16 protein-coding genes are annotated in these 14,629 nt (G+C 57.6%); 8 read left to right on the top strand and 8 right to left on the bottom strand.

Annotation, left to right across the window (positions count from 1 at the left end):
• Positions 1 to 97 precede the first annotated feature (97 nt).
• Positions 98 to 793 (top strand): CDP-alcohol phosphatidyltransferase family protein, encoded by a 696-nt coding sequence (locus AC3Y7R_RS12170; RefSeq protein WP_490042319.1) that lies wholly within the window; start codon positions 98 to 100, stop codon positions 791 to 793.
• Here the strand turns inward: AC3Y7R_RS12170 and AC3Y7R_RS12165 are convergent.
• From AC3Y7R_RS12165 to AC3Y7R_RS12155, 3 genes are all read right to left on the bottom strand, one after another.
• Positions 790 to 1,254, bottom strand: coding sequence for a methylated-DNA--[protein]-cysteine S-methyltransferase (locus AC3Y7R_RS12165; protein WP_490042318.1), 465 nt, complete (start codon positions 1,252 to 1,254; stop codon positions 790 to 792). The genes AC3Y7R_RS12170 and AC3Y7R_RS12165 overlap by 4 nt on opposite strands.
• Positions 1,255 to 1,269: 15 nt before the next feature.
• Complete coding sequence (ileS, locus tag AC3Y7R_RS12160) at positions 1,270 to 4,257, bottom strand: isoleucine--tRNA ligase (RefSeq protein WP_490042317.1); 2,988 nt, start codon at positions 4,255 to 4,257, stop codon at positions 1,270 to 1,272.
• A 143-nt stretch (positions 4,258 to 4,400) separates the two neighbouring features.
• Positions 4,401 to 4,871 (bottom strand): RrF2 family transcriptional regulator, encoded by a 471-nt coding sequence (locus AC3Y7R_RS12155; RefSeq protein ID WP_490042316.1) that lies wholly within the window; start codon positions 4,869 to 4,871, stop codon positions 4,401 to 4,403.
• Between the two features lie 79 nt (positions 4,872 to 4,950).
• Between AC3Y7R_RS12155 and AC3Y7R_RS12150 the strand changes: the two genes are divergently transcribed.
• From AC3Y7R_RS12150 to AC3Y7R_RS12140, 3 genes are all read left to right on the top strand, one after another.
• Positions 4,951 to 5,124 (top strand): hypothetical protein, encoded by a 174-nt coding sequence (locus AC3Y7R_RS12150; protein ID WP_490042315.1) that lies wholly within the window; start codon positions 4,951 to 4,953, stop codon positions 5,122 to 5,124.
• Complete coding sequence (locus AC3Y7R_RS12145; RefSeq protein WP_490042314.1) at positions 5,121 to 5,552, top strand: group III truncated hemoglobin; 432 nt, start codon at positions 5,121 to 5,123, stop codon at positions 5,550 to 5,552. The genes AC3Y7R_RS12150 and AC3Y7R_RS12145 overlap by 4 nt, the downstream gene beginning before the upstream one ends.
• Before the next feature lie 62 nt (positions 5,553 to 5,614).
• Positions 5,615 to 6,799, top strand: a complete 1,185-nt coding sequence (locus tag AC3Y7R_RS12140; protein ID WP_490042313.1) for an FAD-dependent oxidoreductase — start codon at positions 5,615 to 5,617, stop codon at positions 6,797 to 6,799.
• A 6-nt stretch (positions 6,800 to 6,805) separates the two neighbouring features.
• Here AC3Y7R_RS12140 and AC3Y7R_RS12135 read toward each other — a convergent pair whose 3' ends face one another.
• A complete protein-coding gene (locus AC3Y7R_RS12135) occupies positions 6,806 to 7,804 on the bottom strand; it encodes a YcjF family protein (RefSeq protein ID WP_490042312.1) in 999 nt (332 codons plus the stop codon).
• Positions 7,801 to 9,204, bottom strand: coding sequence for a YcjX family GTP-binding protein (locus AC3Y7R_RS12130; RefSeq protein WP_490042311.1), 1,404 nt, complete (start codon positions 9,202 to 9,204; stop codon positions 7,801 to 7,803). The genes AC3Y7R_RS12135 and AC3Y7R_RS12130 overlap by 4 nt, the downstream gene beginning before the upstream one ends.
• A 105-nt stretch (positions 9,205 to 9,309) precedes the next feature.
• Here AC3Y7R_RS12130 and truA point away from each other — a divergent pair, with 105 nt between their 5' ends.
• Together truA and AC3Y7R_RS12120 are read left to right on the top strand one after the other, a co-directional pair.
• Entirely contained in the window at positions 9,310 to 10,089 is a 780-nt protein-coding gene (truA, locus tag AC3Y7R_RS12125) for a tRNA pseudouridine(38-40) synthase TruA (RefSeq protein WP_490042310.1), read from the top strand.
• A gap of 64 nt (positions 10,090 to 10,153) precedes the next feature.
• Entirely contained in the window at positions 10,154 to 10,957 is an 804-nt protein-coding gene (locus AC3Y7R_RS12120; protein ID WP_490042309.1) for a CE1 family esterase, read from the top strand.
• On the opposite strand, the gene AC3Y7R_RS12115 is transcribed toward AC3Y7R_RS12120, so the two are convergent.
• Positions 10,954 to 11,715, bottom strand: a complete 762-nt coding sequence (locus AC3Y7R_RS12115; RefSeq protein ID WP_490042308.1) for an ABC transporter permease — start codon at positions 11,713 to 11,715, stop codon at positions 10,954 to 10,956. The two genes, AC3Y7R_RS12120 and AC3Y7R_RS12115, sit on opposite strands and share 4 nt — an antisense overlap.
• The gene (locus AC3Y7R_RS12110; RefSeq protein WP_490042307.1) at positions 11,712 to 12,638 is read right to left on the bottom strand and encodes an ABC transporter ATP-binding protein; all 927 of its coding nucleotides are present in this window, start codon (positions 12,636 to 12,638) and stop codon (positions 11,712 to 11,714) included. Before AC3Y7R_RS12110 ends, AC3Y7R_RS12115 begins: the two co-directional genes overlap by 4 nt.
• 253 nt (positions 12,639 to 12,891) lie before the next feature.
• On the opposite strand from AC3Y7R_RS12110, the gene AC3Y7R_RS12105 reads away from it, so the two are divergent.
• Complete coding sequence (locus AC3Y7R_RS12105; RefSeq protein ID WP_490042306.1) at positions 12,892 to 13,230, top strand: hypothetical protein; 339 nt, start codon at positions 12,892 to 12,894, stop codon at positions 13,228 to 13,230.
• Between the two features lie 133 nt (positions 13,231 to 13,363).
• Entirely contained in the window at positions 13,364 to 13,822 is a 459-nt protein-coding gene (locus AC3Y7R_RS12100) for a GNAT family N-acetyltransferase (protein WP_490042305.1), read from the top strand.
• Between the two features lie 113 nt (positions 13,823 to 13,935).
• Here the strand turns inward: AC3Y7R_RS12100 and rpe are convergent, their stop codons facing one another.
• Entirely contained in the window at positions 13,936 to 14,613 is a 678-nt protein-coding gene (gene rpe, locus AC3Y7R_RS12095) for a ribulose-phosphate 3-epimerase (protein WP_490042304.1), read from the bottom strand.
• Positions 14,614 to 14,629 lie beyond the last annotated feature (16 nt).

Genomic DNA, 14,629 nt, shown 5'->3' with positions numbered 1-14,629 from the left:
CAATCTTCAGGCGCGCCTATATGGCTGCGCCTGTTTTCAGCATAGGGCGTTAACCCTTTGGCTTTGCATCCCGCTCAAATTTGGGCCATGACGGGGCATGACACCGCAAGTAAAAGCCCTCTCTGTTCATTTCTTGACCGCCACTGGCGCGGTTTTGGCCATGCTTGCCATGCTCGCGGCAGTGGATGGCAAATGGGCGTTGATGTTCGTGTGGCTGGTCGTGGCCTTCGGCGTGGACGGCATCGACGGGCCGTTAGCGCGCAAATATGACGTCAAACAATACGCCCCGCAATTCGATGGCGTGCTGCTCGACCTGATCATCGACTACCTGACTTACGTGTTCATTCCCGCCTTCGCCCTGTTCAAATCGGGTCTATTTGAAGGCTGGACCGGTTGGTTCGTGATCATCGTTATCACTTTTGCCTCCGCGCTGTATTTTTGCGATACACGGATGAAAACCAAGGATAATTCCTTCTCTGGATTTCCCGGATGTTGGAACATGGTTGCCATTGTGGTCTTCGCCCTAGAGCCAAACTTCTGGGTTATTTTGGCGCTGATCACCGTGCTGGCCATAGCCATGTTTCTGCCGCTTAAATTCGTCCACCCTGTGCGCACAGAGCGGTGGCGCGCCATCACTTTGCCCATGGCATTGGCTTGGACAATTTTTGCAGGCTGGGCCGCTTGGTTGGATTTCGACTCGGCAAGCTGGGCGCATTGGGGGCTGATAATCACCTCGCTTTACCTACTGTTTGCAGGCGTCGCGCAACAAGCGTTCCACGGCAAAGACGGCTAGATCAGCAGCGACGCCGCACCTTCCAGTTTCAACAATTCCACCTTGGCCTCGACCCCGCCAGCGCCAGAAAACCCGCCCAAACCTGTAGCCCCTAAAACCCGGTGGCACGGGATCAAAATCGCAATCGGATTGGCACCGCACGCCTGCCCAATGGCCTGCGCCGAGACGCCCAGATCATGCGCCAAATCGCCATAGGTCCGCGTCTCGCCATAGGGAATAGCGCACAACGCGGCGTAAAACCTCTGTTGAAACTCGGACCCGCGCGGGGCTAATGGCACGCTAAATTCGCGCAGCTCCCCGGCGAAATACTGCCCCACTTGCGCAACAGCTTCGCGCAGCAAATCAGACGGGGCTAGCCCGCCAGAAGCGTTCCATTCCAGCTCCACAATCGCGCCATCCCGCTCGATCAAAGTGATCGGTCCGACGGGGCTATCGAGACCTGCTCGCGCCCTGTCGTTCATTTCCCGCCGCTCATCTTAATCTAGCGCCTTGTCACAGCGCCCGCAGACCCCTTCATGCGCATGGCTGCCCACGTCTGGCAGGATCTTCCAGCACCGCAGGCATTTGTCGCCATCAGCTTTGTCAAAGATCACGGCCACGCCATCAGTGTCCTCCAACGCGAAGGCCCCCTCTGGTGCGGCTTGCGTCGTCACCGAGATGCCCGACGTGATGCACATATCCTCAAAACTAACCGTTTTAAGCACCTCGGCCACGTCGCCCGATACAAACACACTCGGCGCGGCTTCCAATGATGAGCCGATAACCTTCGCCGTCCGCTCCACTTCCAACGCCCCTGTCACCACCCGGCGCACTTGGCGCACAGTTGACCATTTGGCAGCCAAAGCTTCATCGCGCCATGCAGATGGGGTTTCTGGCATATCGGTCAAATGCACCGAACTGTCATCGCCCGGATAGCGTTCCAGCCACAATTCTTCGCAGGTGAACACCAACACTGGGGCCAACCAAGCCGTCAGACGGTGGAACAAAATATCCAGCACCGTGCGCGCCGCGCGCCGGCGTTCTGTATCACCATCGCAGTACAAAACATCCTTGCGGATATCGAAGTAGAACGCCGACAAATCCACGGTTGCGAAAGTAAAGATCGCTTGGAACACACCTTGGAAATCGTATTTATCGTAGCCTTCGCGCACCACCTCGTCCAACTCGGCAACCCGGTGCAGCACCCAGCGCTCCAGCTCTGGCATATCGGCGGGGTCCATCCGGTCGGCCTCGCTAAAGGCGCTCAGGGAGCCCAACATAAAGCGCATCGTGTTGCGCAAACGCCGGTAGCTGTCGGACACACCTTTCAGGATTTCATCCCCGATCCGCAAGTCCACGGTGTAGTCCGCTTGCGCCACCCATAGGCGCAAAATATCGGCGCCATATTGTTGTATGATCTTCTCAGGCGCCACGGTGTTGCCCACAGATTTGGACATCTTCATGCCCTTCTGATCCAGCGTAAACCCGTGGGTCAAAACCCCACGATACGGCGCACGCCCTTGGGTGCCACAGCTTTGCAACATTGAAGAGTGGAACCAGCCGCGGTGCTGATCCGTGCCCTCCAGATACAGGTCGGCCAACCCGTCCGCTGACCCGTCTTCGCGGTCGCGCAAGGTGAACGCATGGGTCGAGCCAGAGTCGAACCACACATCTAAGATGTCCATCACCTGATTGTAGTCGTCGGGGTTCACGATACCGCCAAGGAACCGCTCCTTCGCGCCCTCTTTGTACCACGCATCCGCGCCCTCAGCTTCAAAAGCCTCCAAAACGCGGGCGTTAACGTCCTCATTTCGCAGCAAGAATTCTGCGTCATCGGGCAACGCGCCCACTTTGGTAAAGCAGGTGAGCGGCACGCCCCACGCGCGCTGGCGTGACAGCACCCAATCGGGGCGCGCCTCGATCATCGAGTACAGACGGTTGCGTCCGGCTTGCGGCGTCCATGTCACCAACTCGTCGATCGAGCGCAGCGCGCGCTCGCGGATCGAGGTGCCATATGTGTCCTGCCCATCGCCTACTTCTTTGTCGATGGCGGCGAACCATTGCGGCGTATTGCGGTAGATCACTGGCGCTTTGGAGCGCCAAGAATGCGGATAAGAGTGCGTGATTTTCCCGCGCGCCATCAATAGGTTACCCGAAGATAACACCTCGATAACTGCCTTGTTCGCGTCACCCTCCTTGCCATTCGCCTTGAGGATACGTTTGCCCCCAAACAGCGGCAAGTCGGCGCGATAAGAGCCATCCTCCAAGACATTATAGGTCATCGGCAGGCCAAATTTGACGCCGATCTGGTAGTCATCATCCCCGTGGGACGGCGCGGTGTGCACAAAGCCCGTGCCTGCCTCTTCGGTCACATGATCGCCCGGCAACATTGGCACGTCGTAGTCCCATTCGCCCTTGCCCTCGGGCACGCCGCGCAGCGGGTGCTTCAAGGTTAACGCTTCCAACACGGCTGGCGGCGCATCGCGCAACCGCTCGAACCCGTCCACGCGGGCGGTGGCAAAAATGCTCTGGGCCAAACCATCGGCCATCAAGTATTTCTCGCCCTTTTTGGCCCAGTTATCCTCGGCCGCCTCGGTCACGACATATAAACCATAGGACATTTTCGGCCCAAAGCAGACCGCGCGGTTTTGCGGGATAGTCCATGGCGTCGTTGTCCAGATCACCACATTGGTGTTGGCAAAATCCGCGCCCAATTCTTGCGCCGCGGCCGCCACTTTACTCTCGTCACCACCTGAAATTTCGCTCACCAAAGCCTCGGTGCCAGCCACACCCACCACCGGGAATTTCACCCAGATCGTGTGTGATACGTGATCGTGATACTCGACCTCGGCCTCGGCCAAAGCGGTCTTTTCAACCGGCGACCACATCACAGGTTTAGAGCCTTGATACAACACCCCTGACATCAAGAACTTCTGAAATTCCTCTGCAATCACCCGCTCGGCGTGGAAATTCATCGTCAGATACGGATCATCCCAGTTGCCGGTGATGCCCAAGCGCTTGAATTCCTCGCGCTGAATATCCACCCAGCCCGCTGCGAATTCACGGCATTCTTGGCGAAACTCCACCACGTCAACCGCGTCTTTATCTTTCCCCTTGGAGCGGTATTTCTCTTCAATTTTCCACTCGATTGGCAGCCCGTGGCAATCCCAACCGGGGATATAACGCGCATCGCGCCCCATCATTTGCTGCGAACGCACCACCATATCCTTGAGGATTTTGTTCAGCGCGTGACCGATGTGCAAATGCCCGTTGGCATAGGGTGGGCCGTCATGCAGCGTGAACGGCTCGCGCGTGCCATTTGCGTCGACTGCCTTATTGCGCAGTTGCTCATAAACGCCAATCCGCGCCCAGCGCTCTAACCAACCCGGCTCGCGCTTGGGTAGCCCCGCGCGCATCGGAAAATCCGTCTTCGGCAGGTTCAGCGTATCTTTGTAGGAAATGGTCTCGGGGGTGTCGGCGCACATGTCTGGCGTCCTTTTTCGTCGGATTTGCAAATACGGGTTCGGGTCGGTGCGAGCATCTCAAACACCTTTGCCCGGCGTCTCATCTGTGTCAGAGCGCCGGGGAAATAATTCGTATAATGACGCGAAAGTAAGTCATAGGGCGCTTATAACCTCGGCTGGGTCGGTTCGTCCAGTGCACTAACGGCCTCCAGCCCCAACAGTCGCGACATTGCGGCCCCTTGCGCACTCACATCCGCCAAACTGTAGCCATCCAACACCGCAAAAAAGGCGTCCTGCGCCTCTCGCAGCGGCCCACGCAAGCCGCACGCTGGGGTGATGGCACACGCCTCGTTGCCCGCGAAACATTCCGCGATTGTCAGGTTGCGCGATAGGCTGCGCACCACGGCGCCCACGCTGATTTGCACAGGCTCACGCGCCAAGGTTAGCCCGCCCCCGCGTCCCCGCTCCGAGCGCACATACCCTTCAGACACCAACGCCGTCGCTACTTTCGAGAGGTGATGCTCTGACAACCCAAACTTGGTCGCAATCTCATTCACCGAAGCCTTGCGCGCACCACAAACCCGCAAGTAAATTAAAACTCGCAGGCCGTAGTCGGTGAATTTATCCAATTGCATGGAGTTTAATTAGCATTTGCAATGCGCAATTAAAAGCCGTAGATAATTTTCGTGCAAATATTGAAGCAAGGGTCGCATCATGTCCTCAAAACCCACCATTGAGAAAATCGCGGACGTCTTGCTATGGCCCGGCACCAAAATCTGCCAACTTTTCGGCGTCGCACCGACCGAGGACATGGGCCTCATCCGTTCCATGTTTAACATGCTGGTATACCTGTGTATTTTACTGCCAATCGTGTGGATTTTTATGTGAGCGATCTGCAACACCCGCGCATGGCGCAGCCCCCGCGCATCAAAGTCACAACCGAGCAAATCGAAACAGTTGTCGCAAAATTTTACGCGGCAATTCGCGCTGATACAGTGCTTGGCCCGATCTTTGCCGCCCATGTGCCCAGCGATGGCTGGCCTGCCCACGAGGACAAAATTGCCCGTTTCTGGCGCAACGTCGTTTTGCGCCAACGGGTTTATGACGGCAATCCGATGCAGGCACACATGGCCGCAGGCAACGTCCGCGCCGAGCATTTTCCGCGCTGGTTGGCGCTGTTCGACAAGATTTTGGCCAGCGAATTAACCGAGGATGCCGCGCAGGATTTTTCCACCCTTGCCCACCGCATCGCCCATGGGCTGCGCTTGGGCGTCGAGGATTTGCACGCCCCCGCAGACGCCCCACCGTCCCTTTAAGCCCCTAAGCTCCCATAAATTTCCCCATGACGCCCACGACTTAACCCCTTAAGTTGCGGTTCATGAAATATGATATTGCCATTGCAGGCGCCGGTATTGGCGGCCTGACTGCCGCAGCACTCCTTGCCAATCAGGGCCACAACGTCACGGTTTTCGACCGGTTCGACAAGCCCCGCCCTGTGGGGTCCGGCCTCGTTATCCAACCTGTCGGCCAAGCCGTGCTGGACGAGATCGGCGCAGGCGACGCAGCCCGCGCCAAAGGCAACAAAATCCGCCGAATGCTTGGTCATGAGGTCGATCATGGTCGCCCCGTCCTAGATGTCACCTATGATCACGACCCAGATGGCAAAAACTTTGGCCTCGCCATTCACCGCGCCTCGCTGTTTGATGCCATTTTGCAATCCGCGCTGAAAGCGGGCGCTACCCTTGTGCCATCACATGAAATCACCCGCCTTAATGACCGCCACCTGCACTTCAAAACCCAAGCCCCTCAAGGCCCCTTTGATCTGATCATCGACAGCTCCGGCGTCTCATCGCCCCTATCACCGATCACCGCCAAGCCCCTGCCCTATGGCGCAATCTGGGGCACGGTGCCTTGGCCTAAAACCACCGACCTGCCCAAGGATCACCTTACCCAAGCCTACCGCCGCGCCGACCGCATGATCGGGGCCATGCCGTCAGGCAGCCTGCCCGGATCGAGCCAAGAACAGGCCGCCATCTTCTGGTCCATGCCCCGCGATGCCTATGATGCGTGGTGCAAAACCCCGCTGAACGATTGGAAGGCCGAGGCCACAACCCTGTGGCCCGCCATCGCGCCCTTCCTTGAGCAAATCACCGACCATGACCAAATGACCATGGCCAGATATTCCCACGGCACCCTGCGCAAACCCTATGGCGAGCACCTCGCCATCATCGGGGACGCTGCGCACAAAGCCTCGCCACAACTGGGCCAAGGGGCCAATATGGCCATGCTAGACGCGTCCGCCTTGGCCAAGGCCATCGCCATTTATCCGATATCCGAGGCCCTGCCCGCCTACGCCATGGCACGGCGCTGGCACGTACGTATATATCAAGCAATGTCGTGGAGTTTCACGCCGCAATATCAATCCGACAGCCGCATTTTGCCGTATATCCGCGATCGTTTCTTGTTTCCTGTCAGCCAGTTAGGGCCCCTGCCCAAACTGCTCACCCGCTTGGTGCGCGGCGACATGATCCCACCAATGGCGTCTCTCACGCCGCGCGATTAACCGCATTTAGCCTGACGGAAACAACCCCGTCAGCGCGCGCCGCACCAGCCCTGTCACCGACGGGCGATCTTGCGTCACATAGGGCAGCGGGCGGCACACATCCATTGCCGCAACACCCACGCGCGCGGTCAATGCACCGTTAATCATCCCCTCGCCAAAGCGGCGCGAAATTTTTGACAACACCCCGCCGCCCGCAATCGAGCCGATCAAATCATCGCCCACCGCAACAGCCCCCGTGGCCACCAGATGCGTCAGCACAGCGCGCGTCAGCCGCCAACTTCCCAAGGTGCCGGACCGCCCGCCGTAAATCTCTGCGATCCGTCGGATCATCCGCAAATTCGAGGTCAGCGCCGTCACCAAATCGGCCAAAGCCAATGGCACCAAAGCCGTCACCATCGCCACTTGTCGCGCCGCCGCTTCCACCTCTGCACGCGCCAAAGCATCTAGCGGCGCCAGCAAATGCACCTCCGCCGCGCCCAAAACTGCGTCCGCATCAAAATGATCACCACCGCGCGCCGCAATCGCCGCACGCCCGGCTTTCAGTTCAGGCCGGTTTGCATAGAGCACCAACAACTTTCCCGACACCGTCTTTGACGCCGCCAGATCATCCGCCGCCAAAGCGGCCTCCGCGTCACCGCGCATCCCGTCGATCTTTTTAAGCCGCCCAATCGCTAGCCATTCCTTGCCCGCCACCAGCAACAGTGCCAGCACAAACAGCCCCGTCAGCCCCATGGCAATCGCACCCAAAATTGGGTTTCGCACAACCAAAGAGTTCACAAAATCCCACGCGGCAACACTGGCCATAAAACCAATCAGCGCCAGCAATGCCGACCAGAAAAACTTCGCCAACCGCGAGGGCTTGCGCGCGGCCAACGCCGCCATCGATTGCATCGCGCGCCCCTGCGGCACATCATCCACAATCACCGGAGCCGTTGCAGGCGTCACCTCTGCGGGCGTGTCTAGCTCAATCAATGTTGGGCCTTTTGACTTCGTGGATTTAGTCATCTCAAACGATCTCCGATTAAAAACTCTGCCGCGCGGTCCAGTCGGATATGTGGCGGGCCTTCGCCGGGGGGCAAATTCAGCTTGGCAGGTGCAAAGTTCATCACTGAATACTCCGCATCCAGCCATGTCTGCGCCCCGTTTTGTGCGGCCCCAACAATCTTAGATGGGTCAGATGGCAACTCGCCGGGGTAGAACGCCGCCTGTTTTCCACTGTCCAACAATCGCCCGCGCACCACATCCAAGCCCTGCAAATGGTCCTCGGTCGTGGCTCTGAGCGCAGCAATCGACATCGCGCTGGTTTTAGCGCCCGCAAAATCTGCCTTATCGCGTGCGTCACGCAACAACGCCTCCATGATCGCCGTCAATTGCGCATGTTGGCTGTGGTGCAAATGATCCGCCTTGGTTGCCGCGAACAAGATTTTCTCGACCCGTTTGCCAAACAAAAGCTGGCTCAGCCAAGCATTTGCGCCGGGCCTGAATGCGCCTAAAATATCCGCCATTGCCACACGCAAATCATCCACCGCCTGCGGGCCTGCATGGATCGCGCCCAACGCATCGACCAACACAACTTGCCGATCAATCCGCGAGAAATGATCACGAAAAAACGGCTTCACGACTTTTGATTTATACGCCTCAAAGCGGCGCTCAAATTCGCGGTACAACGATCCACGTTTGGCCTTTTCCAGTTTCGCCATCGGCGCAAAGGTCAGCACCGGAGAGCCCTCTAAATCGCCCGGCAACAAGAACCGCCCCGGCGTGTAATCCGAATATCCGGCCTCGCGGATCGTATGCAAATATTGCGTATACGCCTCGGCCAAAGCCTTTGCCTGCGGCTCTTGCAGCTTTGATCCACCCTCGGCCTCGCCTACTAAGGCCAAAAACTCAGCCCCCGCCTCACGGCCCTGCGCGCGCTCCAAAGCCTGCGCCGACCACTGCGCGTAGGATTTTTCCAGCAGCCCCAAATCCAGCAGCCATTCACCTGGATAATCCACAATGTCCAAATGCACCGTGCGCGGCCCCGACACCATGCCCACCAACCCTGTCGGCTGAACCCGCATCGACAATCGCAACTCTGATATGGTGCGCGTGGACGTAGGCCAATGCGGCTCCGATCCTGTCAACGCCGCCAGATGTGTCTCGAAGTCAAAGCGCGCAATCGTGTCATCCGGCTGCGGATGCAAATACGCCGCCTGTATCCCGCCCGACGCGGCGGCACGAAGCTGTCCCATGCGCGCACGGTTCATCAAATTGGCGACCAGCGAGGTGATAAACACCGTCTTGCCCGCGCGACTTAATCCGGTGACGCCCAGTCGGATCGTCGGCTCGAATATGCCCGTAACGGACTGCGTAGCCCCCTCAACAGAGCGCCCGATGCCGTCCACAATATCGTATAAAATCAAATCCGCCCCTCGGGTTGCTACCCGATATATAAGGCCCGCAAACGCACATGTGTAGACCTCACACAAAGACTTGGCATCGCGCGCCACCCGCGCTACCTGTCCTCCATGCCCCGTTATGCTTTCAAAATCGAATACAACGGTCAGCCCTTCAACGGCTGGCAACGCCAAGACGGCCAACCGACGGTGCAAGGTGCCATCGAGGCCGCGCTGCGCAAGCTGCAACCAGATTTTGACACCATCGCCGCCGCAGGCCGCACCGATACTGGCGTGCACGGGTTGGCGCAGATCGCCCACGCTGACATGACCCGCGATTGGGAGGTTTTTCGCCTGAATGAGGCGTTGAATTACCACCTCAAACCTCTGCCCATCTCGATCCTGGAAGTGGCAAAAGTTGCGGATGACTGGCACGCACGCTTTGACGCGCTAGAGCGCCGCTATTGGTTTCGCCTCCTGTATCGCCGCGCGCCTGCTGCTCATGCGAAGGGTCTCGTGTGGCAAGTAAAGTACCCGCTGGACATCGCCCTGATGCGCGAAGCCGCCCAGCATTTGATCGGCCAACATGACTTCACCACCTTCCGCTCAACCACCTGCCAAGCCCAGTCTCCGATCAAAACCCTTGATGCACTCACCATTGAGGAAGTCGCCGTGCCTTACGGCGCCGAATACCACTTCTCTATTCGCGCGCGCAGCTTCCTGCACAACCAAGTCCGCAGCTTTGTAGGCTCGCTAGAGCGAGTCGGCTGCGCCTCTTGGCACCCCGACCAGATGAAAACCGCCCTAGAGGCCCGTGACCGCGCCGCCTGCGGTCCCGTCTGCCCACCGGGTGGCTTGTACCTTGCGAGCGTCGGCTATCCCGACGATCCCTTTACCGGCCTTGCGCCCTAACGGCTTTGTGACGTGCCAGCCCCCTGACATGCCGCTAAGCTTTAGGCACACAAGGGGCTAACAAATGCGTGTTAAGAAACTACTACGGATGCTCGCCCTCGGCTTATGGGCCACCGCCAGCGCGGCCCAAACCGCTACTGAATCCGACTGCACGGCCCAGATCCCCTGCCCTCTGGGCAACCGCTCCTACCACCTGCTTCCCCCCGACGGTTGGGACGGCATCACCCCCCTTCCCATATTGCTACACTTCCACGGCTGGGGCCGCCAAGGCACCTTAATCGTTAAACATTCGCGTATCTCCGGGGCCACCCGCCCGCGCGGCGTCCTGCTTCTTGCCCCCAACGGGCGCGGCGGCTCTTGGGACTTCTGGGGCGCTGACAGCCCCGACACCAATTTCGCCACCGCCGTCATCGAAGATGCCGCCAAGCGCTTCCCCATTGACCGCGCACAAATCTTCATTTCCGGCTATTCCTACGGCTCGGCTATGGCGTGGCGATACGCCTGCGAAAGCGGCCTTCAGGTCCGCGCATTACTGGCAATCTCCGGCACGCTTGACCAAGACGAGACCTGCACCACCGCCCCCGCCGAGGTCCGCCATGTTCACGGCACCCGCGATACTGTGATGGATTTTCCCTTCGGCCCCGATGGGGATACTACCTATCCCGTTGCCCTGTGGCGCAAACGGCTGGGCTGCGGTGCGCCCACGGGCAACGCCACCTATGCCACCACCGATAAAGACACCTTCGAGCGGGTCATCTGGGCCGGCTGCGACACTGGCAAAGTGGTGCTCGACGTGCATCAACGCGGGCATTTCATTCCGCGCGGCTGGATCGCACGCCAGTTGGACGAACTGCTCACAGCACCTTAGCTTTTCAGCCGATACCCTGTCTTAAATATCCAACCGATCACCGCAATGCAGGCCGCCGTAAACACCCCAATCGCAAACAGGCTAAAGCCGATCGACACCTCAGACGTGCCAAAAAATGCCCACCGAAACCCCGAGATCAGGTAGACCACCGGGTTAAACATGGTGATTGTTTGCCAGATCGGCGGCAGCATCGAAATTGAGTAAAACGAGCCGCCTAAGAACACCAAAGGCGTGATCACCAGCAGCGGAATAAGTTGCAACTGCTCGAAACTCTTCGCCCAGATGCCAATGATAAAGCCTAGCAATGCAAAGCTAAAACAGGTCATCACCAAGAAAGCCAACATAGCAAACGGGTGGGCGATTTCGATGTCCACAAACACAAATGCGGTGCCCAGAATGATCAACCCGATGAACAGCGATTTGGTCGCCGCCGCGCCCACGTAACCGATGACAATTTCTAAGAACGAAATTGGGGCGGACAGCAGCTCGTAAATAGTGCCGATGAATTTCGGAAAATATATCCCGAAACTGGCGTTCGCCGTGCTCTGCGTCATCACCGCCAGCATAATCAACCCCGGCACAATGAACGCGCCGTAGCTGACCCCCTCAACCGTCTCGATGCGTGACCCGATGGCCGCACCGAACACCACGAAATACAGCGATGTTGACAACACTGGAGAGATGAAACTCTGCAACAAAGTTCTGAAAAATCGTGCCATCTCAAACACATAGATTGCTTTGATCGCCGTCCAGCTCATGCCGCACCCTCCACCAAGCCCACAAAAATATCCTCCAAAGAGGATTGCGACGTCGACACATCGCGCAAGACCAACCCATGAGCGGCAAGGTCGCTGAGCAAGGCAGTAATCCCCGTTCGATCGCCCTTTGTGTCGTAAGTATAGATTATACTTTCACCCTGTGTGCCAAGCTCCAGATTGTAGCTGGCCAATGCCTCGGGCACCGCATCCACGGGGTCTTGCAACTCGATCCGCAGCTCTTTTTGGCCCAGTTGCGCCATCAACTCGGCCTTGTCTTTCACCAGCAAAATTTCCCCGCCGTTGATCACCCCCACGCGGTCAGCAATCGCCTCGGCTTCCTCAATGTAATGGGTCGTCAGGATAATCGTCACCCCGTCCGCGCGCAGCCCGCGCATGATGTCCCACATGTCCTTGCGCAATTCTACATCGACCCCCGCCGATGGCTCGTCCAGGAATAAAACTCGCGGCTCGTGGCTCAGCGCTTTGGCGATCAAAACCCGCCGCTTCATGCCTCCTGACAGCTCCTTCGTGCGCGCGTCACGTTTGTCCCATAAGGACAGCTGGCGCAGGATTTTCTCCAGATAGGCATCATTGCGCGGCTTGCCGAACAGCCCGCGCGAAAAGCGAACCGAATTCATCACCGTCTCGAACGGCTCCAGTGCAATTTCTTGCGGCACCAGCCCAATCATCCGCCGCGCCGCGCGAAAATCGGTCACATTGTCATGCCCGCCTACTGTAATCGAGCCGGACGAGGCGTTCACCATGCCACAAATAATCGAAATCAGCGTCGTCTTGCCCGCGCCATTGGGACCAAGCAACGCCAAAATTTCTCCGGTCATAATGTCCAGCGAAACACTCTTGAGCGCTTCAAAACCGCCCTCATAGACCTTTGTGACGTTTTTCACCGATACAACTGCGGACATATTATCCCCTCTATAAATCAAAGGACCTTGTAAGCGGCGAGGCATGTCAGAGGAAGCCAAAGTTATGTGCGGCAGATGCGGTTACATGTGCGCGGAACGCAACCTACTTGATTTAATTAAACCTTTGGGTAAATTCGCCCGCATTAGTTCAAAAGGAAAACTAAATCTAAACCCCTGCCTGTCAAATCTGGACAACATACCCAACGTGACAGGGGACGTATAAAACGACAGTAATGATTAGGATTGATACCCGTTGAGCCTTCAGCAAATCGACACCATGATCGACTTCGCAATCGCACATGTTTCCAGCGGGCAGGACGGCTATCGCTGCGTCGTGCGCGATCTGGCGCGCGAGTGGCCCGATGTCACTGGCGCGCAAATCGTCTTCGTTCTGGTCAGCACAGCCCACGCAATCGAGCGGGTCTTCGGCCCCCAGCCCGACCCCAGCAACGAGGTCCAGCAAACTTTCCGCGTCGCAGCCCTCTTGGCCAGCGACCTATTCGCCCTACAGAAACGCGGCAATTTTGCCCCAACGGGCCGCGACTTAACGGACTATTGGCACACCCACGATCCCTTTTTCCTAGACCTATAACGCCGCGTAGGTTTGTCTTAGCCAACGCATTCTCGGATCACAGCCACATCCTTGAAGACCCTGACGTTTTAAGTGCTATTCTGCGGATACAAACGTCAGCTATGGGGTCTTCTGACGATGGAGGTGGCCGGTTTTGATAAGTAGAACGACAACTTTTAGGCAAGCGCTGGCTAACGAAGCCGGCACCGTAGCTGAGATTGCGCGAAAATCTCGTGCGGCCTTCCTACCTTACCTGCCCGAGTTGCACTCTCCTGATGACGGCAAGACCTATTTTCAGAATAGGGTCTTGCCGGAATGTGACGTTTGGGTTGCTGAAGAAAACCACGCCCTTGTCGGCTTTTGTGCCTTTAAAAAAGGCTGGGTTGATCACCTTTACCTTCTTCCAACTCATGTCGGCAGATCACTTGGCGAGACACTTTTGAATAAGGCGAAAGAGCGCAACATGTACTTACAGCTCTGGGTTTTTCTGCAAAATCATCGTGCCATTAGTTTTTACGAGCGCAACGGGTTCAAAATGGTCCATGAAACCGACGGGGCGGCTAACGAAGAGAAGATCCCAGATGCGCTATATGAATGGCACAAATTGCCGTGAAAGCGCCTTATGACTAGCGCTCACAAAGGGCTTAAATCGACCCTTAGCCGGTTATTAGCCAAGGCTAATGCTCAACGGAACGATCAAATCCCCCAAACAGGTTTCATACCTGCTCAGGCATAAGACGCACGAATAGCTCGAATATTTTCGCCATAAGATGCCGGATTGCTGACCGATCCGCCTTTAAACACGGCAGATCCTGCCACCAGCACATCCGCACCTGCGGCCACCAATCCCGGTGCTGTTGCTGGCGTCACGCCACCGTCAATCTCAATATGCACGGGGCGGTCCCCGATCATCGCGCACAACTCGGCCACTTTGCCCTCAAGCGGGATAAAACTCTGCCCGCCAAAGCCGGGGTTCACCGTCATCACGCACACCAAATCCACCACATCCAGCAAATGCGCCACCACGGAGGCGGGCGTGCCGGGGTTCAGCGCAACGCCCGCTTTGGCCCCCGCGCCGCGAATGGCTTGCAACGTGCGGTGAATATGCGGGCCCGCCTCGACATGCGCGGTGATAAAATCAGCACCCGCCTGCGCGAAAGCCTCAATATACGGATCAACCGGCGCGATCATCAAATGCACGTCCATCACAGTCTTAATGTGTGGGCGGATAGCGGCGCAGGTGGTTGGCCCGAAACTGATATTGGGCACAAAATGCCCGTCCATCACGTCCACATGGATCCAGTCAGCGCCCTGCGCTTCTACCGCATCAATTTCAGCGCCAAAATTGGCAAAATCTGCCGCCAAAATGGAAGGCGCAATTTTCACAGAACGGTCGATGGTCATGGCAGAATCCCCTGAT

Source organism: Litoreibacter sp. (assembly GCF_058136045.1).
Note: the sequence above shows the minus strand (reverse complement) of the source record. Positions and strands in the feature narration are given on the sequence as shown.